The organism is Pontiella agarivorans (assembly GCF_034531395.1).
Lineage (GTDB): Bacteria > Verrucomicrobiota > Kiritimatiellia > Kiritimatiellales > Pontiellaceae > Pontiella > Pontiella agarivorans.
On the sequence record NZ_JARVCO010000010.1, the window covers coordinates 1,231,882 to 1,252,838 of the forward strand.

Genomic DNA, 20,957 nt, shown 5'->3' on the forward strand with positions numbered 1-20,957 from the left:
CATGAAATGCCACGAAGTGGATTATACGATTATCGGTGATGACCTCCAGACGGTGGAAGTCGAACTTGATCCCGGCGAAACGGTGGTGGCCGAAGCCGGGGCCATGAACTGGATGGATGACGGTATCCTGTTCGAAGCTCGAATGGGGGACGGATCGCAGGCCAATGAAGGGCTGATGGGTAAACTGTTCAGTGCCGGAAAACGGGCCATTACAGGCGAAAGCCTGTTCATGACCCATTTCACCAATCAGAGCGGCGGCAAACGATCCGTAACTTTCGGCGCGCCTTATCCCGGAAAAATTGTTCCGCTCGATATGGCGCAGTGCGGGGGTGAAATGCTCTGCCAGAAAGATGCTTTTCTATGTGCCGCCAAGGGCACATCGATTGGTGTTGCTTTCACCAAAAAGTTCGGTGCCGGATTTTTCGGCGGGGAAGGGTTTATTCTCCAGCGGCTGCAGGGGGACGGTATGGCCTTTTTGCACGCCGGCGGAACCATTGTGGAGAAAAAACTGAGTCAGGATATCCTCAAGGTGGACACCGGCTGCATTGTCGGGTTTACGCCGGGAATTGATTACAACATCGAGCGGGTGGGATTAAAGTCCGCCTTTTTCGGTGGGGAAGGACTTTTCTTGGCGACCCTGCGCGGAACCGGCACTGTATATCTGCAGAGCCTGCCGTTCTCCCGTCTGGCGGACCGGATTATCGCACATGCGCCGTCGGTCGGTGGTGAGCGTCAGGGCGAAGGCTCTGTGCTGGGTGGCCTCGGCGATCTGATCGGCGGGCGCTGAGTTACTTTTCATCCATTGGGAAACTGAATCCATCCCGCCGATTCCGGCGGGATTTTTCATTTCTGGGTTTCACCGGCTCGCCTTTATGGCTATGGTCCCCGTTTTACTTGAGAAAAACCTAAATCGGGTGGAGCTGGACTATGATTTATCGCATTGAAATCGGATTGAAAGACGGGGTGCCGGACGCGCGAGGCCGCGGGGTGATTCATCGGGCGGCGGGCGCGCTGAAAATGGATATTGCCGAATGCCGCACGCGCGACGTGTATAAAGTGGTGGCGAATATCGACGAGGCGAAAGCGGCGGAAGTCCAGAAGGCCTTTGCCGATCCGGTCGTTGCCGAATCCGCTATGGGCCGTCTGCCGGCACCGGAAAATTTTGACTGGATGCTCGAAGTCGGCTTCAAACCGGGCGTGACCGATAACGTCGGCCGTACGGCCCGCGGGGCACTGCAGGACGAAGTCGGCCGCGAACTCGAATGGGAAGAACAGGTGTATACCTGCATTCAGTATTTTCTGACCGGAAACCTGACCCGTGAAGATGTGGAGCATCTCGGCAAAGACCTGCTGGCCAACACCCTGATCCAGACGATTCAGGTGTTCTCCAAAGACGAATGGCTTGCCGCTGCGCCGGATATGACTGCCCCGATCTTTGACGACCATCCGGAAATCAAGGTGAATGTCATTGAGCTGCCCGACGATGATGAAGCGCTGATGAAGATTTCTTCGGAAGGGATCCTTTCGCTGTCGCTCGAAGAGATGCGTACGATCCGCGCCCACTATCTGCGCGACGATGTGAAAGCGCACCGCAAAGCGCTGGATCTGCCGGAATGGCCGACTGATATCGAGCTCGAATGCATTGCCCAGACCTGGTCGGAGCACTGCTCGCACAAGATTTTTTCCGGTACGGTTGAATACAAAGACGAAGAGACCGGCGAAACGGAAACCATTCATTCGCTCTACAAAACCTATGTGAAAGCCTCCACCAAGAAAGTGGAGGAATCCATCGACTGGCTGATTTCGGTTTTCACCGACAACGCGGGCATCGTGAAATTCAACGAAGACCTGCACCTGGTCTATAAAGTCGAAACCCATAACTCGCCGTCAGCGCTGGATCCGTACGGCGGCGCCATGACCGGCATCGTCGGCGTGAACCGCGATCCGCTGGGCACCGGTATGGGGGCGGCTTTGGTTTCCAATGTCTGGGGCTACTGTCTCGGTTCACCGTTCTACGACAAGGAAGTGCCTGAAGGCCTGATGCATCCGCGCCGTATCCGCGACGGTGTGCACGAAGGGGTGATCGATGGCGGTAACCAGTCGGGTATTCCGTACAGCCGCGGTTTTGAGTGTTTTGATGAGCGCTACCTCGGCAAGCCGCTGGTTTACTGCGGCACGATGGGCACGATTCCGGTGGAAGTAACCGGCGGTCCGTCCGAGCGCAAAGAGATTGAAGTGGGCGACTGGACTGTCATGTGCGGCGGCCGGATCGGTAAAGACGGCATTCACGGCGCCACCTTTTCATCGGAAGAGCTTCGCACGGAATCGCCGGCGCAGGCGGTGCAGATCGGCGATCCGCTGACGCAGCGCAAGCTGTATGAATTCCTGATCGAAGCGCGCGACCTCGGCCTGTTCCGCTGCATCACCGACAACGGCGCGGGCGGTATCTCCTGCTCATTCGGCGAAATGGGTAAATATTCCGGCGGCTGCGAGTGCGAACTTGCCGGCGCACCGCTGAAATATGAAGGCCTCCAGCCGTGGGAAGTGCTTGTTTCTGAGGCGCAGGAACGCATGACGCTTGCGGTGCAGCCCGAAAAACGCGAAGAATTTGAAGCGCTCGCGAAGCAGCGCGATGTCGATGTGGCCTTTATGGGCAAATACAACGACTCCGGTTACTTTACCGTTAAACAGGACGGTAAAGTGATTGCCAGCCTCGATATGGATTTTCTTTATGAAACCGGCTGTCCGACACTGGTCATGCCCGGGGTCTGGAAAAAGCCGAGCATTCCGGCGCCGGTGGTTGAACAGCAGGAAGATTATTCGGAAACGCTGACGAAGCTGATGGGCGATCTGAACATCTGTTCGCGTGAATACAAGAGCCGGATCTATGACGGCGAGGTGAAAGGCCTCTCTGTTGTGAAACCGTTCGTTGGTGTGAATGCTGATGTTCCATCGGATGCGACGGTGATGCGCGTGGAATACGACAAGGATCGCGGCGCGGTACTGGCCGAAGGTATTAATCCGTGGTTCTCGGATATCGATACCTACGATATGACCGCATCGGTGATCGATGAAGCGGTCCGCCGCGTCATTGCGGTCGGCGGCGATCTGGAGCGTATTGCGATTCTGGACAACTACTGCTGGCCGGATCCGGTGGAATCGGACAAGACGCCGGACGGTGCGTATAAAATGGCGCAGCTGGTTCGCTCCAATAAAGCGCTCTACGACTACACCACGCTTTACAAAACACCGGCGGTTTCCGGTAAAGACTCGTGTAAAAACGACTCCACCCGCGGCGGTAAGAAAATTTCGATTCCGCCGACGCTGCTCATTTCCTCGATCGGTCAGATTGACGACGTGAAAAAAGCGGTCACCATGACGCTGAAAGATGCCGGCGATGTGATCTATGTGATCGGCGATACCAAAGAAGAGCTCGGTGCCTCGGCCTACTACCGCCTGCTGGCGGAGGAGCAGGGCACACCGCTCAACTATGGCGGTACAGTTCCGGCGGTGGACGGCGAAAAGGCGCTTGAAATCTACGCGGCCATGAACAAGGCAACGGATGCCGGCCTGCTGAAATCGGCTACGACTCCCAATAAGGGCGGTCTGGCGGTTTCACTGGCACTGACGGCGATCGGCGGACAGCTGGGTGCGGATGTGGATCTGTCCGGTCTGGGTGTTGATGCTGAAACGGCACTGTTCTCGGAATCCAACAGTCGGTTCGTTGTAACCGCTGCTCCGGAAAAAGCGGCTGAGCTGGAAGCGCTCTTCGACGGACTGCCGATCACTAGGGTCGGTGCGGTGACCGAAGATAAAGTGCTGAAGGTTGCCGGGGCAGTGAACGTGGACATTGATGCCCTCGTTAAACCGTTCAAAGAAACGCTGTACGGCGTTTAAAGCAAAGCGGGCATCTGGCTCGTTTAGGTGAAGAAGAACCCTGTCTCGGAATTCCGAAGCAGGGTTTTCTTTTTCCAGTCATTGGAAAAGCGATGAAGCATTCTCAATATAAAATGAATGCAGGTCATTGTTGCCCTGAGTCCACACCGCTGTTCGGGGTTGGACGGCTGGGGCGGGGCTGAAGCCGGGCGGAAATGGATAGAGATTCCGATATACGGACTAAGCCTGCCGGCTCGTGTGGTTCCACGGCAGCCAGGGTAGGCCCTGGCGCAGACTTTCGCGCATGCGTTCCGCTGCTTCAGCTTTGTAACCGTACACGCGCAGTCCGAAAATATGAACCATAATGGAGGCGGCACGTTTCCTTGCGGTTTCGGTGTCGAATTCCTGTTCGAGGTAACTGCGGAAGAGAGCCTCGATTTCATCGAGTTTTTCCGAGGCCAGTTCGTGCAGCGAGTTGCCTTCGGCGGCCAGTTCGAGCTGCGTTTTGATCAGGAAACAGCTGTTATAATCTTCCTGCGTGGATTGCTCGATCATCGATTCCAGCACCGTGCAGATGCCTTTGAGCATGCCGTCCGGCCCCTCAAGTGCGGTTCTGATCCGTTTTTTTGAGTTTGCGGCATAGGTGTCGAGTGCTTCCCGGTAGAGGCCCTCTTTGTTTTTGAAGGCCAGGTAGATGGAGCCCGGCTGAAGACCGGTGGTTTTGACCACCTGCTGCATGGACGATGCGCTGTAGCCGTGCTGCCAGAACAGCCGGATTGCATTCTCTATGACTTCGTTCCGATCAAATTGCGCCTTGGCCATCGTATACTCCTTTGTCTTCCGAATTTTGTTTATCCGGGCATCTGATGAGTAATATAGCAGATCGGATTGAATAGTCATTCAAAAAGTTTATTCATTGTAAACGACGTAAAATAAAGTGATTAGATATTTATATGGAATGGTCATTCAAAATTAAACTTGAATGATCATTCTATGAGGTCTATAACCCGGACGTATTGATACGGAACGGTCTGGAAGGGCCGATAGTAAACCCCGAATGGAGAGAACAATGAGTGCTTTTAAAATTCACACAATCGAGTCCGCGCCGGAAGAGAGTAAGCCGATGCTGGAAGATTCACTTCAATCGTTCGGCATGGTGCCGAATCTGCTGGCGGTACTGGCGGAGGCGCCTGGTGTGCTGGATGCGTACAAACTGCTGCACGAGCGGTTTGAAAACTCTTCCTTCAATGCGGAGGAGCTCACGGTGGTCTGGCAGACCATCAATGTGGAGCACGAGTGTCACTACTGTGTCCCGGCGCATACGGCGATTGCGGGCATGATGCAGGTTGATCCGGTCATTACGGAGGCGCTGCGGAACGAGACTGAGCTGCCGACTGAAAAACTGCAGGTGCTTCGTGAGACCACGTTGTCCATGGTTCGGAACCGCGGACGGCTGACCGATGCGGAAAAGGACACCTTCTTTGCTGCCGGTTACACGCCGCGTCAGCTGCTGGAAGTGGTACTCGGTCTGTCGCAGAAAATCATCAGCAACTATGTAAATCATCTGGCGGATACCCCGGTCGATGAACCGTTTCAGAAGCTGGTCTGGGAGAAGAAAAAATAATCGGCAGTCCTGTTTCAGGTCGGGCTGGACGGGAGCGGTGCCGGACCGGCACAGTGAGCACATATATTGAATGGAGGAAGTGAATCATGGGGATTTCTATTGAAGATAAAGTCGCGCTGGTGACCGGGGCCAACCGGGGCATCGGCAGGGCGGTTGTGGAATCATTTATCAACCACGGTGCAAAGAAGGTTTATCTGGCGGTTCGTCGGCCGGAATCGGCCGCGGAGCTGGAAGCGCAGTATGGCGACAGGGTGGTCACCATCCGTGCGGATGTGGCTGATAAGGTTTCGATCGAGGCGCTGGCCAAACAGGCCGCGGATGTGGATGTGGTGGTCAACAATGCCGGGATTGCGATTCCGAACAGCCGGGTGCTTGATGAACGCGCCGAACCCAATCTGGTTGATGAGCTGCAGGTCAATGTATTCGGTCTGCTGAATGTGGCACACGCTTTTGCCGGCATACTGGAAAAAAATAACGGGGCGCTGGTTCAGTTGAATTCGGTGGCGTCGTTCCGCGACTTTGCCGACATTGCAACCTATTCCGCCTCCAAGGCGGCGGCGTATTCGCTGACCCAGGCGCTGCGTGAAGACCTGAGCAAAAAGGGCGTACAGGTGGTCAGTGTGCACCCCGGCGGCGTGGTAACGGATATGGCGGAAGCCTGCGATGTGACGACCTCAACCCCGGCTTCGGTGGTCGGCGAAGCCTTGGTGGATGCGCTGGCCAACGGCGACTTTTTCGTCTACCCCGACCCGGGAGGGCAGATGATCGGCGCGGCCTATCAGCACTTTGCGGACGAAATCGTGATGGCCGACTTTTCATAGGCGGCCGTGAAACGGATCTGAACATGGTGAATGTCCGCCGCCGGGAACGGTACGGCGCAATAAGCAAAACGGGAAAACTTATGAAAATCGGAATCATTGGAGCGGGTGCGCTCGGCTGTTATTACGGTGCGAAACTGGCGCGCTGCGGAGCGGCTGTTCATTTTATCGCCCGGGGAGCAACGCTTCAGGCACTGCGCTCGAAGGGCGTGACGGTTCATCGCGATGACGGATCGTTTAGCGTTTCCGATTTCCATGCGACCGACCGGGCGGATAACGTCGGGCCGGTGGAGTTATTGATCGTTGCGACCAAAAGCTATGCCTTTGAAGCAATCGCCCCGGCGTTGCGCGCACTCAAAGGTCCCGACACCATTGTTCTTCCCCTGCAGAACGGAGTCGACAGCGCCGAACGCCTTGGCGTGCTCGCGGATCCCGAACATATTCTGGGCGGACTGACTTATTTACCCGTCTCAGCCATAGCTCCCGGCGTGGTGCGGCAATCAGGCGTCGAAAAACCGATACTGCTCGGTCCCCTGAACGAGGCCGATGAAGCGGCCGCCCGGACCACGCTGTCCGTATTGCAAAAAGCGGACATCGCGGCCGAACGCCCCGCCGATATTCGCGTTGCGCTCTGGATGAAATACATGCTGGCCATTTGCACCATGGGCGTCCAGTCGGTCACCGGATGCCCCATTGGACCAACCCGCGAAGATCCCGACACGCGGGCGCTGTATCTCGCCTGCCTGCGTGAAGTGGACACCGTCGCCCGGGCGGGCGGCGTCAACCTGCCGGACGGCGCACAGGAAAACGCGATGCGCGCCATCGATTCATATCCCGCCGCAGTCAAAGCGTCCATGCTTCAGGATCTGGAATGCGGCAAGCCGCTGGAACTCGAAGCGATGCACGGAACGCTGGTACGGCTCGGTAAAACATACGGTGTAGAAACGCCTGTGAATCAGTTTATTTATGCTGCTCTCAAACTCCGAGCCGGCGGTTCTGTCGGCAGCGCAGCAGGCGATTAAAAGAACAGCCCCGGCATTATTACGGCCGGGAAACTTATACGAAGTAAGCAGGAGATAAAAATGATTCAGTCACGATTAACCCCCGGTTTGGCCGGTGTCTTTTTTGCCGCCGCATTAACCGTTGCCCGTGCTCAGATAACCCCGGAAAATCAGGAGAACAATATGCCGCCCCCCAAGGTCATTATTTTTGATGTTAACGAAACGCTGCTGAGTTTGGATCCGCTGAAGGAATCAGTGGGCGAAGCCCTCGGCAACCGGGAGGATCTGCTGCCGCTCTGGTTTTCCACGATGCTGCACTATTCGCTGGTGGAAACGTTGTCGGATTCCTATCACAGTTTTGGAGAAATCGGGACGGCGGCGCTGATGATGGTGGCTGAAACCCAGGGCATTGAAATGACGGTTGATGAAGCCCGGGAGGCCATCATTCCCCCGTTGCGCTCTTTGCCGCCGCATCCGGATGTGCCGGAAGGATTGGAGGCGCTCAAGCAGGACGGGCGGTTTAAACTGGTCACACTGACCAACTCCAATGATGCCGGAGCACGAACCAAATTAACCAAAGCCGGTTTAGTCGATCAATTTGACACGCTCTACACCATTGAGGCGCTCCGGAAATATAAACCCCATCCGGATGCGTATCGTATGGTGCTCGACGATCTCGGCCTGCAACCGGAAGACGTACTGATGGTGGCCGCGCATGCCTGGGATCTGGCGGGTGCGGATAACGTCGGCCTGCAGACCGCTTTTATCGCGCGGCCGGGAAAGACCCTTTATCCGAATGCCGCGCGGCCGGATTATGTCGTGAACGATCTGTCAGAACTCGCGTCTATCTTTCTGGAAACAACATTAACACAAGGAGACCTCGATGAATAATTTTGATTTTTACAACCCGACCCGGATTCTTTTCGGTGAAAACCGCACGGCCTCGATCGATGAACATATTCCGGGTGACGCCCGTGTGATGGTGCTTTACGGCGGCGAGAGCGCGCGTCGTACCGGCACGCTTGATGAAGTGCGTCAGGCACTGGGAGATCGTACGGCAGTCGAGTTCGGCGGCATCGAAGCAAACCCGAAGTTTGAGACTCTGATGCGGGCCGTGGAAACCGCCCGGGCGGAGCATGTCGATTTTCTGCTGGCGGTCGGTGGCGGTTCCGTGATTGACGGCACCAAATTTGTGGCTGCGGCCATTCCGTTTGAAGGTGATCCCTGGAGCATTCTGACCGAGCACGGCGCCAATGTGCATTCGGCTATGCCTTTCGGTACTGTGCTGACTCTGCCTGCCACGGGTTCGGAAATGAATCACGGAGCGGTAGTTACCCGGGCGGAACTTCATGCCAAACTGGCTTTTATGAGTCCGCATGTGTTTCCGCAGTTCTCCGTGCTGGATCCGACCAAAACCTACACGCTGCCGCAGCGGCAGCTGTCTAACGGGGTGGCAGATGCGTTTGTACATATTATGGAGCAGTATCTGACCCGGCCCGCCGGGGCCATGGTGCAGGATCGTTTTGCCGAAGGACTGCTGCAGACCTTGGTCGAACTGGCTCCGCAGGTCAACGAAGGCGAGAATGACTACGCCGTTCGGGCCAACTTTATGTGGACCACCACCTGGGCGCTGAACGGTATGATCGGTGCCGGTGTGCCGCAGGACTGGGCCACGCATATGATCGGTCACGAGCTGACGGCACTGTACGATATCGATCACGCCCGGACGCTGGCGATTGTTCTTCCGTCGCTGCTGCGCGAACAGCGTACCGTCAAAGCGGAAAAACTGCTGCAGTATGCTGAACGGGTATGGCATATCACTGAAGGCGATGACGAGGCCCGCATCGATGAAGCCATCGCAAAAACAGAAGCTTTTTTCGAAGGCTTAGGACTTTCTACGCATCTGGGTGCATATGATCTCGGTGAAGAGGCGATTGATGCTGTTGTTGAACAGCTGGAAGCGCACGGCATGACTTCGCTGGGCGAACAGCAGGACATTACACCTGCCGTCAGCCGTCGGATTCTCCAGCGCAGCCTGAAAGCATAACCGATCGGGGAAAATCTATTATGACACAAAGCAAAACATCCAACCGCCGTATCCTCTTGAATGCCCGCCCGCACGGTGCCCCCAAACCGACGGACTTTCGTTTGGAAGAAACAGAAGTTCCAACGCCTGGAAAAGGGGAGGTGCTGTTGCGCACCCTTTATCTGTCGCTGGATCCCTACATGCGCGGCCGGATGAGCGAAGGGCCGTCTTATGCGCCGCCGGTTGAGCTCAATGCCGTCATGGTCGGCGGCACGGTCAGCCGTGTGGAACAGTCCCGGCATCCGGATTATAGTGAGGGCGATCTCGTGCTCGGCTACAGCGGCTGGCAGGACTATGCTGTTTCGGACGGTACCGGGCTGGTGAGGCTCGATTCGGGGATGGAGCGCCCGTCGCTGGCGCTCGGTGTGCTGGGTATGCCGGGTTTCACCGCCTATATGGGTCTGCTCGATATCGGACGGCCGCAGCCCGGCGAAACCGTGGCTGTGGCTGCTTCCACCGGTGCGGTCGGATCGGTCGTCGGACAGATTGCCAAACTCAAGGGCTGCCGTGTGGTCGGCATTGCCGGCGGCGCTGAAAAGTGCAGCGTCGCTGTTGAAGAACTCGGATTTGACGCGTGTATCGATCATCGCGCTGACGATTTGAACGAACAGCTTGCCGCAGTCTGTCCGGACGGGATCGATGTCTATTTTGAAAATGTCGGCGGCAGAGTTTTTGATGCCGTTCTTCCGTTACTTAATGCGAAAGCACGCGTTCCGCTTTGCGGTCTGATTGCCCATTACAACGATACGGAACTGCCGCCCGGTCCGGACCGTCTGCCGCTGCTGACGAAAACACTTCTGACCAAGCGCATTAAAATGCAGGGCTTTATCATCTTCGATGACTACGCTCCGCGCTACCCTGAATTCGCCGCCGAAATGACCGAATGGGTTAAGGCCGGTAAGGTCAGGGTTCGCGAGGATATGGTCCAGGGATTGGAAAACGCCCCCGAAGCCTTCATCGGACTGCTGGAAGGCCGGAACAACGGGAAGCTCGTTATCCGCGTTGCGGATCCTGCCTAGATCAGAAACAGTATGTGTGCTGCAATTAAAGTGGATATTATTTCGGATGTGGTCTGTCCGTGGTGTGTGATCGGTTTCCGGCGATTGGAAAAGGCGATTGCGGATCGGGGCATGGAAGAGGCGGTTCAATTTGAATGGCATCCGTTTGAGCTAAACCCGGACATGCAGCCCGAAGGGGAAAACCTGCTGGACCATATGACACGGAAATATGGATCGACCCCGGAGCAGAGCCATTGCTTTCGAGCGGAGCTGGCGGAACGCGGGGCCGAGCTGGGGTTCATATTTAATTTTTTCGACGGCATGAAGATGGTGAACACGCGCGATGCCCATATTCTGATCGACTATGCAAAAGGGCAGGGACGTCAGACGGAGCTGCAGAGGCGTCTGTTTGCTGCATATTTTGAGGAACAGAAAGATATCTCCGACCGGGAAGTGCTGAAGGGTGAGCTGCAGCAGGCCGGCCTTGATGTTGATGAGGCCTTGCGGGTCTTGCAGGATGATGAGATCCGACAGCGAATTCGCGGGCGGGAGAAGTTCTGGGTTGAACGGGGCATTTCCGGCGTGCCCACCATGATCTTTAATCAGGCGGTCGTACTCAACGGTGCGCAGCCGGCTTCCGTATATGGCGATATACTGGATGATTTCAGGGGGCAGTTTTAACGTGCTGACCCTTGCGTATCTTACGCTTTATCAGGGTGTAGAAACTTAATCTGAATGTTTTCAGGCCGATGCGGTCCAAAATGACTTGTAAATAGAACTTGAATGGTCCTTCAAGAAGAACTAAAAGCCACACCCAACAGATGACAAAACCCTTGTTAGGGAAATTTTTTAACGGAGACGGAAAATGAGCATGACTGAAAAAGAAGAGCAGGTTGCAGCAACATCTCGGCGTAAACCGGTTGTTATTTCATTGGCCGTCTTCGGGGTTCTGGCGGTTGGGGGCATCTTTTTCGCCGCGCGGCAGGCGCAGGCGGATACGGAAGCACCGGTCACCGTACCTCCGGCCCGGGAGGTTGAGGTGGAGCTCGTGTCGGAAACTCTGACACGGACGTGGCGTGAATTTTCCGGTCGCATGGCGGCGGTGGATCGGGCGGAAATCCGACCGCAGGTCAGCGGGGCCATTACGGAAATCCGGTTTGCGGACGGACAGCGGGTGGAGAAGGGCGATGTTCTTTTTGTCATCGATCCGCGTCCCTATGCGGCGGCCGTGCAGCAGGCGGAAGCGGAGCTTTCGTCGGCCCGGGCCCAGAGTGAACTTGCGCAGACGCTGCTGGAACGGGCGGAAGTGTTGATTAAGGAATCCGCAATTGCACAGCGGTTGTATGATGAACGCGCCAGCAATATGCAGCTGACCAAAGCGGCGGTACTGGCCGCTGAAGCGCGGCTTGAGCAGGCTCGTCTGAATCTGGACTATGCCTATATCAAGGCCCCGTTTTCCGGCCGGCTCAGCCGCGCCGAAATTACGCTGGGCAATCTGGTCTCTGCAGGGCCGACCGCGCCGTTGCTGACGACACTGGTTTCCGATGAGGGCATTTATGCGGAATTTGAAGTCGATGAAAAAACCTATATGGACCATATCCACATTGCCGCAGGGATTCGGAACCGGGAGATCAAAATTCCGGTGGAGATTACTATCGGGGCCGGGCAGAACCGTTATGAAGGTTTCGTCCACAGTCTGGATAATCAGATTGATGCGTCCACGGGAACCATCCGCGGCCGCGCCTTTTTTCCGAATGAAAACACCGAGCTGGTTCCGGGGATGTTTGTCCGCGTGAATCTGGGCTCGCCGGAAAAGCAGGAGCATATTCTGCTGAATGAAAAGGCGATCGGAACCAATCAGAGCCGCAAATATGTCTATGTGGTGAATCAGGACCATGTTGTGGAATACCGGGAGGTTATTCTTGGTGAAAATATTGCCGGCCGTCGCGTGATTGAAAGCGGGCTGGAAGAGGGCGAAATGGTCATCACCGCCGGCCTTATGCGCATCCGTCCGGGTATGCCCGTTGAACCCATCGTAAAGACTGCAGCACAGCCGGCCGGCCCCGGGCAGCAGCTTTCCGCCAGCAACTGATTCGGCCGCTGTATCGCCTCAACCAGGATTAATTTATGAATCTCTCCCGCTATTTTGTAGACCGCCCGATTTTTGCATCCGTTCTTTCTCTGCTGATTTTAATCGGCGGTCTGATCGCTATGTTCAAGCTGCCTGTGGCGGAATATCCGGAAGTCACGCCGCCGTCGGTGGTGGTGAAAGCCTCGTTCCCGGGGGCGAACCCTACAGAAATCGCCGAAACGGTGGCAACGCCGCTGGAAGAGCAGATCAACGGCGTCGAAAACATGCTCTACATGAATTCGCTCGCGACCTCCGACGGCTCGTTGACGCTGCGCGTGACCTTTGCCATCGGAACCGATCCGGACCTTGCACAGCAGCTGGTGCAGAACCGGGTAACCCAGGCACTGCCGCGCCTGCCGGATGTTACGCGCTCGCTCGGGGTTACCGTCACGAAGAGTTCGCCCGATCTGACTATGGTCATTCATCTGCACTCGCCGGATGACCGCTATGACATGCTTTACCTTCGGAACTATGCCAGCCTGCACATCAAGGATGAGCTGGCCAAAATCGGCGGTGTCGGTGAGGTTCGTGCGTTCGGAGCGGGGGACTATGCGATGCGTATCTGGCTCGATCCCAATCGGGTGGCTGAACTCGGCATGACGCCATCTGAAGTGGTGGATGCCATCCGTCGCCAGAACGTGCAGGTGGCGGCCGGACTGATTGGCGGTCCGCCATACGACGATTCGGTGCAGGTGCAGATGCCGGTAAATGTAAAGGGCCGTTTGCAGTCGGCCGAGGAGTTCGGTCAGGTCATCATCAAACGCAGTGAAGACGGTGTGGTTACACGCTTGAGCGATGTGGCGCGCATTGAGCTGGATGCCCAGACCTATGCTCTGCGGTCGCTGCTCGACGGCAGTCAGGCTGTGGCCATTCCCATTTTTGCCTCGCCGGGAGCCAATGCCTTGCAGATTTCCGCGGACGTGCGTGCCGCGATGGAACGGCTGCAGGAAGATATGCCCGAGGGCGTAACCTATTCGATTGTCTACGACCCGACGGTTTTTGTGCGCAAGTCGATCGACTCGGTGATCACCAGCCTGTTCCAGTCGGTATTGCTGGTGGCGCTGGTGGTGATCATCTTTCTGCAGAACTGGCGTGTCTCCATCATCCCGCTGTTTGCCGTGCCGGTTTCCATTATCGGGACATTCGCCTTTATGCTGATGTTCGGATTTTCGATTAATGTCCTCTCGCTGTTCGGGCTGATTCTGGCTATCGGGATTGTCGTCGATGATGCAATTGTGGTGGTGGAAAACGTCGACCGGAACGTAGCTGCGGGGTTGCCGCCGCGCGAGGCGACGATTAAAGCAATGAAAGAGGTAACCGGTCCTGTGATTGCCACCACGATGGTGCTGGCCGGCGTATTTATTCCGATTGCATTTATCAGCGGGCTGACGGGACAGTTCTATCGGCAGTTTGCACTGACCATTGCCATTGCGGCGTTCATCTCCACGTTTAATTCACTTACATTAAGTCCGGCCATGTCGGCACTGCTGCTGCGGTCGCCGGATGCGCCCCGGGACCGGTTTACCCGGTTTATGGATTTTGCTTTCGGCTGGTTTTTCCGCGGTTTCAACCGGATGTTCGACCGCAACCAGCGGGACTATGACAAAACGTTGAAAAGCGTGACCCGGCATAAAACGGTTTCGATGGTGATCTACGCGCTGCTGGTGGTGCTGGCTGTCTTCTCATTCAAACTTGTTCCGAAAGGTTTTGTGCCGTTGCAGGACAAGCAGTATCTGATCAGTTTCGCTGTGCTTCCGCCGGGGGCCACGCTGGAGCGGACCGAAGATGTGCTGCGAGAAATGCACGCGATCATGAAAACCGAACATGGTGTCAAACATGCGGTGATGTTCCCCGGGCTGTCGATCAACGGCTTTGTGAATTCTCCCGGTGCGGGCATTTCGTTTATTCCGCTGGAGGATTTTGAAAGCCGCAAAGACGAAGGGCTGGATGCAAAATCGATTGCCGCCAAACTGCAGCAGCGGTTCAATGCTATCGACGGAGCCTATATTGCGGTCTTTCCGCCGCCGCCGGTGCGCGGTCTCGGTAGACTGGGCGGGTTTAAACTCCAGATTGAAGACCGCGCCGACCAGGGCACCCAGGCTTTGGACGACGCCGTGCAGGCGGTGCTGAAAAAGGCGAATGAACATCCGGCGCTGACCGGGGTGTTTTCGAGTTATAACGTTAATTTTCCGCAACTGATGGCGGAGGTGGACCGGACCAAGGCCGAGCAGCTCGGTGTGCCGGTGGATGAATTGTTCCGCACGATGCAGGTGTATCTGGGATCGCTCTACGTGAATGATTTCAATCAGTTCGGACGCACCTATCAGGTGATTGCGCAGGCGGATAAGCGCTTCCGCTCGCAGCCGGGAGATATTGCCCGGCTGCAGACCCGTAATCTGGACGGCAATATGGTGCCGCTCGGAGCGATGGTGGATGTGCAGGAATCCTACGGACCTGAAACCGCGATGCGCTATAACTCGTACCTTTCCGCCGATATTAACGGGAATGCGGCATCCGGTTATTCGTCGGGGCAGGCCCAGGAAGCCATTACGCAGATTCTTGAGGAAACGCTGCCGCGCGGCATGGCGTTTGACTGGACGGAAATGACCTATCAGGAAAAGCTGGCCGGTAATACGGCGATCTATATTTTTCCCCTCTGCCTGCTGCTTATTTTTCTGATTCTTGCGGCCCAGTATGAAAGCCTGACGATGCCGCTGGCGGTGATTCTGATTGTTCCGATGAGTATGCTTTCGGCCATGTTCGGGTTATGGGTCACCGGGGCGGATAACAACATTTTCACGCAGATCGCCCTGTTTGTGCTCGCGGGTCTTGCGAGTAAAAACGCCATCCTGATTGTGGAATTTGCCCGCGAGCTGGAGCGGCAGGGAGAGACCATTGTGCAGGCCGCCATCAATGCTTCGCGCATGCGGCTGCGGCCGATTCTGATGACCTCCGTTTCGTTCATTGCAGGGGTGCTTCCGCTGATGCTCAGTACAGGGGCCGGTTCTGAAATGCGCCGCGCCATCGGTCTGGCGGTTTTCTCGGGCATGGTCGGCGTGACTCTGTTCGGACTGGTTTTTACCCCGATTTTTTACATCGTGCTTCGACAGGGCGAGACCCGCCTTTCGAAAAAGAAGGAACTGACCGCATGAAACTAACCATACTTTGGATTTTGCCGCTGCTGCTTGCCGGCTGTGTGACCCGGCAGGAACTGCCGGAATTAAAACAGCCCGATGCCTGGGAGGGGGCCGCCGCGACGGTGACTACGAATGAGCTTTCGGCCTGGTGGACGACGTTCAACGATCCGGCACTGACCGGTCTGGTGGAAACCGCGCTGACCAACAGCCCGCAGCAGCAGATCGCCGCGGCGCGGATCCGCGAGGCACGCGGGATTCGCCGTTCAGCCAAAGCCGGACTTTTTCCAAGCCTTGGAATCCGTGGGGACGCCGGCCGCGAGCGCGAGGCGCTGACGGAATCAACCGGGAATTTTTATACGGCGGGGTTTGATGCTTCCTACGAAGTTGATCTGTTCGGTAAAAACCGGAATACACTGAATGCGGCCGATGCACAGTTGCGGGCGCTGGAGGCTGATCTCCAGGGGGTGGAACTTTCGCTTGCGGCGGAGGTGGTCCGCACGTATATCGATTTCCGGGCGGCCGAAAAACAGCGTGCGATTGCGGGAAAAAATCTGAAGGCGCAGGAAAATACATTGAAGCTGGTGCAGCAGCAGCATGCCCACGGTGAAGCACCGCGATTGGATGTGGAGCGTTCAGAAAGTCTGGTGAATACCACTCGCGCCTCAATTCCGGAATTTCGACGTCTGGCGGAGAATGCACGGTTGCAGCTGGCGGTATTGACCGGACGGCCGTCGCAGGAACTGCGGATTCCGCATGCGGACACTGCTGTTATTCCGGGGGCGGACAGTACACCGCTGCTTCTGGCACCGGTTGATGTGATGGCCGGACGCCCGGATATCCGCCGGGCGGCGGCTGTACTCGAAGCCAATTCCGCGCTCGTCGAGGTTTCTGTGGCGGAACTTTATCCGACGATCAGTCTGAGCGGATTCTTCGGTTTTGCCGACGGGGTTCTTTTCGATTCCGCCCGGATCTGGCAGGGAGCCATCGACGGGGCGGTCAATCTGATCGATTTCGGCCGTGTTGAAGGGCAGATTGATGCTGCGGAAGCGCGTGAAAGACAGGCTTATGAACAGCTTCGGCAGACGGTACTGCAGGCCGTGGCCGATGTGGAAAGTGCAATGACCGACTATGCCCGTATTCGTGAGCAACGCGGTTCGCTTGAGAAAGCCTATAAAAATTCCGCCCGGGCACTGAAGCTTTCGGAAGCGCTGTTCCGCGAGGGTGAGGTTTCGTTCCTGGATGTGCTTGATGCACAGCGCACGGCGAACGATGCCGATTCCGCGCTGGTTTCAGCCGAAGCCGCCCAGGCGAAAAGTGTGGTCCGGCTCTATAAATCGCTGGGGATCTATTAAGGTTCTTTTCGGGGTGCCTGCAGTATTTTCCGCGAGGGAAAAGCCGGGTTTAAACCGCAGGCGAAACAAAAGAAGCCGGATTGAAACCGAGAAATCACCCCCGGTGTTACGTTGCGGATCAACCGCGCCGTCGTCGTAAACTACGCTGAATTAATGTGTAAGCAAAAAACATTATAATATAGCATTAATCTGAATGAAAATAAAACAAAAAAATACTGCAGTTTTTGCCGGGGATGTTCTATAAGCCGCAGCAATTGAACAGAAGTATAGAATGATTCGTCAAAATTCTTTTTAAGAAAATGGCGATAAATTGGAAATCAGATTATTCCGAAAAGCTCCGGGTTTGTAATCCCGGGAATGGAATGTTGATTTCTGAAGAAAGGAAAACAGACCATGAAAACAAATGTCATGAAAGAACGGGAAAGCGATAGGACCGCAGGTGATGCAATCACATTCGGTGCGTTACTGCTGGCACCGGCTGTCGGGTTGATTGTGGCCCTGATTATGCACCGTATCATCGATGCCCGTTTCTCTGAAGTGCTGTTTATGTCGCTACTGGCGGTTGCGCCGATCTGTATTGTCGGGGAATTGATCCGCTGGACTGTACAGGTCCGGAATCCGATGCGCAAACGGATTGGCTATGACCGGCGTCAGCCCGAACGGCTGCCGCACTTTGTTCCGCCGGGATTGCAGTCCCGTTCGCGTAATCGTTGAACGAACGGATTATTCCGTTTCCGGAGTTGATCCGGTGAAGGTAAAAGCGTAGCTCTTTACGGGTTACGCTTTTTTTATGATTAATCTTCGCCGGATCGAAAATGATGAAAGAAAAACTTTGGAAACATATTTCTGCCGTTCGCACTCAGTCTCCATTGGTACAGAACATTACCAACTACGTGGTCATGAACAATACCGCCAATGCGCTGCTGGCGGTCGGGGCCTCGCCGATCATGGCTCATGCCCTCCGGGAAATAGATGAAATGGTTGCGCTCTGCAATGCGCTAGTGGTGAATATCGGAACCTTGGATCATGCGTGGTCCGATGCCATGCTACAGGCGGCCCGCCGGGCGCGGGCGCTTAAAAAACCGTGGATTCTCGATCCCGTCGGCGCAGGGGCTACATCTTATCGTGATCAGGTTCTATCGCGCCTCATTGCCCTGCGCCCGACGGCGATTCGCGGTAACGCCTCCGAAATTCTGGCGCTGGCCAATGCGAATCAAAGCAGGACGAAAGGTGTCGACAGCACCGCGCAGAGTTCGGAAGCGCTGGACGCCGCAAAGGCCCTGCACAAACTCACCGGCGCGGTTGTGGGTATTTCCGGCGAAACTGATTTTATCGTATCCGATCAGCCGGTTATTCAGATTCACAACGGCACACCGCTGATGACGCGCGTTACCGGACTCGGCTGTTCCGCAACCGCGCTGATCGGCGCGTTTCTTGCCGTGACTGAAAACAGCGCCGAAGCCGTGGCCGCCGCAACGGCCCTGCTGAGTATTGCCGGCGAACTCGCCGAAAAAAACAGTAACGGTCCCGGCAGTCTGCAGATGAACCTGCTTGATAAACTTTACAATCTGACCGAAGACGAATTCAAAAACACCCTGCGCATCGAGGCCTGATCATGGCCAATCCATTTCCTTATCGGCTGTATCTGGTAATTTCCGAGGCAGACTGCGCCGGCCGCGATTTTGTCCAAGTGGCCGAGCAGGCCGTGCAGGGCGGCGTCGATGTGGTGCAGCTGCGCGAAAAACACGCGACGCCCGAAGAATTCCTCCGCAAAGCCGAACGCCTGCAGACGATGCTGCAGACCTATGATGTTCCATTGATCATCAACGATAATCTCGACGTTGCTATGCAGTCGGGCGCCTTCGGCATCCACGTCGGCCGCAGCGACTGTTCACCCGCCCGCATCCGCTCCGTCTGGGCGGATTGCCGCTCGCTCGGCTACTCCATCGAACAGCTCGACCAGCTTGAAACGCAGGACGCGGAACTCGCCGACTGCTTCGGCATCAGCCCCGTCTTCAGGACCCCGACCAAAACCGATACCGTCACCGAATGGGGCCTCGACGGCATCCGCACTATTCGGGAACGTACCGACAAGCCCCTCGTCGCTATTGGCAGCATCAACGCCGAAAATGCGGGCGACGTCATCCGCGCCGGCGCCGACTGCCTCGCCGTCGTCTCCGCCATCTGTCAGGCCGCCGATCCGCAGCAGGCCGCCCGCCGAATCCGCAATCAAATCGACCACGCCCTGCGCTCAACCCATCCGTAACGATTTTTCCAAGCATTGGAAAAAATGTACAGAACCGCCCCGGTGGAAGCTTTAAAAAGTCCAATATGTTTTAGCCTGCCTCATTGAGGCGCTCTTCTTTATTCTTTTTCGGTGAGGTCCGGCGCGGGCGGTTCGAGAATGGATAGGACCTTCCTGAGTAAGCGGTCGAGCTCATCCCGGTCATCGGATCCGAGCGGGGCCAGCAAGGCCTCGATATTATCGACGTGTGCCGAAACGGCTTCATTGATCAGGTCGAAGCCTTTCTTGGTTAGCTGCACCAGCCGGCTGCGCGAATCGGCGGGGTTGGCCAGCCGTTCGATTAGGCCCCGGGTTTCGAGACGATTCATCCGGTGGGTCATGGTGCCGGAGGTGATCATGAGCATGGAAAACAGTTCGGTGGGGCTCATGCGGCAGGGCTTTCCGGAGCGCCGCAGCGTGGCCAGGACATCGAATTCCCATAAGGTCAGGTTGTAGACGGAAAATACTTCGCCGAGGTTTCGCTGGGCAAAAGCCGCACTTCGTTTAATGCGTCCAATCGTGCCCATGGCCGCCAGTTCAAGATCCGGTCGTTCTCTGCGCCATTGATCCAGAATGACGTCGACCCGGTCGGTTTGAGGTTGTTCGTTCGTTTCAGTTTTCTGCATCGGATTCCTTATTTTTAACAGGTGGGGTATTTCTACGCTTTATTATCTTGAACTCAAGATAAAACGCGCTACCGTCCAGATATCTTGAATTGAAGGTAAATAGGTATGAATACAAAAAAACACATCTCAACCCTGCTCGACACAGCTCTGACGGCCGTGACCCCGGTCATCTGGGGCACCACCTATCTGGTTACCACTGAGTGGCTCCCTCCCGGGCGGCCCTTCACGGCAGCGCTGATCCGCACGCTGCCGGCGGGGCTGTTACTGGTGGCCTGGACCCGCCACGCCATTCCGCGTTCGCATTGGCTCAGAATCGGGGTGCTGTCCTTGCTCAACATCGGCTTCTTTCAGGCGCTGCTCTTTATTGCGGCCTACCGCCTGCCCGGCGGGGTAGCCGCGGTGGTCGGGGCTCTGTCCCCGCTGCTGGTAATGCTCATGGCCTGGTGTGTGGACAGCGATCGTCCGGGCATCGCCGCCGCCGGCGTGGCCGGGCTGGCGGTGTCCGGGATGGCCCTGCTGTTTGTCTCGCCCGGAGACCGGTGGGATCCGCTTGGTCTGACCGCCGCGGTAGCGGGAACGGTATGCATTGCGTCCGGCACATTTCTTTCGCGCCGGTGGCGAAACCGGATGCCTATACTGGCATTTACCGGCTGGCAACTTACGCTGGGCGGTTTGGCCCTCATTCCGTTTGCGATCCTGCTGGACCCGCCATTGCCCGCCCTCGAAATGCGCCATTTCGCCGGTTATCTCTATCTGGCTCTGTTCGGCGCACTGTTGGCCTATGTGCTTTGGTTTCGCGGCATTTCACGGCTTTCGCCGGTGGCCGTCTCTTCCCTCGGCCTGCTCAGCCCTTTGACTGCCATCGTGTTTGGCTGGGCGTTGCTTGGCCAGTCGCTGACCCCCTTGCAAATTACAGCCATGGGGTTGGTTCTGGGATCGGTGCTGGCCTTGCAATGGCTTATTTCGGTCTCCCCGGGAGGCCGTCAAACTGATGAAAAAAACAACCCGTAAATAAGGAGTGGAA

At 56.3% G+C, this 20,957-nt stretch carries 18 protein-coding genes; 16 read left to right on the top strand and 2 right to left on the bottom strand.

Annotated features, from left to right (window positions below):
- The first annotated feature begins 1 nt into the window (after position 1).
- Positions 2-787, top strand: coding sequence for a TIGR00266 family protein (locus P9H32_RS12635; RefSeq protein WP_322609260.1), 786 nt, complete (start codon positions 2-4; stop codon positions 785-787).
- Positions 788-927: 140 nt separating this feature from the next.
- A complete protein-coding gene (locus P9H32_RS12640; protein WP_322609261.1) occupies positions 928-3,897 on the top strand; it encodes an AIR synthase-related protein in 2,970 nt (989 codons plus the stop codon).
- A gap of 219 nt (positions 3,898-4,116) precedes the next feature.
- Here P9H32_RS12640 and P9H32_RS12645 read toward each other — a convergent pair whose 3' ends face one another.
- A complete protein-coding gene (locus P9H32_RS12645; RefSeq protein ID WP_322609262.1) occupies positions 4,117-4,698 on the bottom strand; it encodes a TetR/AcrR family transcriptional regulator in 582 nt (193 codons plus the stop codon).
- A 247-nt stretch (positions 4,699-4,945) separates the two neighbouring features.
- On the opposite strand from P9H32_RS12645, the gene P9H32_RS12650 reads away from it, so the two are divergent.
- From P9H32_RS12650 to thiE, 13 genes are all read left to right on the top strand, one after another.
- Positions 4,946-5,500, top strand: coding sequence for a carboxymuconolactone decarboxylase family protein (locus tag P9H32_RS12650; protein WP_322609263.1), 555 nt, complete (start codon positions 4,946-4,948; stop codon positions 5,498-5,500).
- 86 nt (positions 5,501-5,586) lie between these two features.
- Positions 5,587-6,321, top strand: a complete 735-nt coding sequence (locus P9H32_RS12655) for an SDR family oxidoreductase (protein WP_322609264.1) — start codon at positions 5,587-5,589, stop codon at positions 6,319-6,321.
- 80 nt (positions 6,322-6,401) lie between these two features.
- Positions 6,402-7,340, top strand: a complete 939-nt coding sequence (locus tag P9H32_RS12660; protein WP_322609265.1) for a ketopantoate reductase family protein — start codon at positions 6,402-6,404, stop codon at positions 7,338-7,340.
- 60 nt (positions 7,341-7,400) lie between these two features.
- The gene (locus P9H32_RS12665; protein WP_322609266.1) at positions 7,401-8,210 is read left to right on the top strand and encodes a haloacid dehalogenase type II; all 810 of its coding nucleotides are present in this window, start codon (positions 7,401-7,403) and stop codon (positions 8,208-8,210) included.
- On the top strand, positions 8,203-9,366 hold the full coding sequence (locus P9H32_RS12670; RefSeq protein WP_322609267.1) for an iron-containing alcohol dehydrogenase: 1,164 nt from the start codon (positions 8,203-8,205) through the stop codon (positions 9,364-9,366). The genes P9H32_RS12665 and P9H32_RS12670 overlap by 8 nt, the downstream gene beginning before the upstream one ends.
- Before the next feature lie 20 nt (positions 9,367-9,386).
- Positions 9,387-10,424 (top strand): NADP-dependent oxidoreductase, encoded by a 1,038-nt coding sequence (locus tag P9H32_RS12675; RefSeq protein ID WP_322609268.1) that lies wholly within the window; start codon positions 9,387-9,389, stop codon positions 10,422-10,424.
- A gap of 12 nt (positions 10,425-10,436) precedes the next feature.
- Positions 10,437-11,084, top strand: a complete 648-nt coding sequence (locus P9H32_RS12680; protein ID WP_322609269.1) for a DsbA family oxidoreductase — start codon at positions 10,437-10,439, stop codon at positions 11,082-11,084.
- 184 nt (positions 11,085-11,268) lie between these two features.
- The gene (locus P9H32_RS12685) at positions 11,269-12,495 is read left to right on the top strand and encodes an efflux RND transporter periplasmic adaptor subunit (RefSeq protein WP_322609270.1); all 1,227 of its coding nucleotides are present in this window, start codon (positions 11,269-11,271) and stop codon (positions 12,493-12,495) included.
- Between the two features lie 35 nt (positions 12,496-12,530).
- Positions 12,531-15,686, top strand: coding sequence for an efflux RND transporter permease subunit (locus P9H32_RS12690; RefSeq protein WP_322609271.1), 3,156 nt, complete (start codon positions 12,531-12,533; stop codon positions 15,684-15,686).
- The gene (locus tag P9H32_RS12695) at positions 15,683-17,023 is read left to right on the top strand and encodes a TolC family protein (protein WP_322609272.1); all 1,341 of its coding nucleotides are present in this window, start codon (positions 15,683-15,685) and stop codon (positions 17,021-17,023) included. Before P9H32_RS12690 ends, P9H32_RS12695 begins: the two co-directional genes overlap by 4 nt.
- A gap of 393 nt (positions 17,024-17,416) precedes the next feature.
- Positions 17,417-17,737, top strand: a complete 321-nt coding sequence (locus P9H32_RS12700) for a hypothetical protein (RefSeq protein ID WP_322609273.1) — start codon at positions 17,417-17,419, stop codon at positions 17,735-17,737.
- A gap of 104 nt (positions 17,738-17,841) precedes the next feature.
- Positions 17,842-18,636, top strand: coding sequence for a hydroxyethylthiazole kinase (gene thiM / locus P9H32_RS12705; RefSeq protein WP_348534485.1), 795 nt, complete (start codon positions 17,842-17,844; stop codon positions 18,634-18,636).
- Between the two features lie 2 nt (positions 18,637-18,638).
- Positions 18,639-19,289 carry a thiamine phosphate synthase gene (thiE, locus tag P9H32_RS12710; RefSeq protein ID WP_322609275.1) on the top strand — a complete coding sequence of 217 codons (651 nt, stop codon included), beginning with the start codon at positions 18,639-18,641 and terminating at the stop codon, positions 19,287-19,289.
- A gap of 98 nt (positions 19,290-19,387) precedes the next feature.
- Here the strand turns inward: thiE and P9H32_RS12715 are convergent, their stop codons facing one another.
- Entirely contained in the window at positions 19,388-19,933 is a 546-nt protein-coding gene (locus tag P9H32_RS12715) for a MarR family winged helix-turn-helix transcriptional regulator (protein WP_322609276.1), read from the bottom strand.
- 105 nt (positions 19,934-20,038) lie between these two features.
- Between P9H32_RS12715 and P9H32_RS12720 the strand changes: the two genes are divergently transcribed.
- The gene (locus P9H32_RS12720; protein ID WP_322609277.1) at positions 20,039-20,944 is read left to right on the top strand and encodes an EamA family transporter; all 906 of its coding nucleotides are present in this window, start codon (positions 20,039-20,041) and stop codon (positions 20,942-20,944) included.
- Positions 20,945-20,957: the final 13 nt, after the last annotated feature.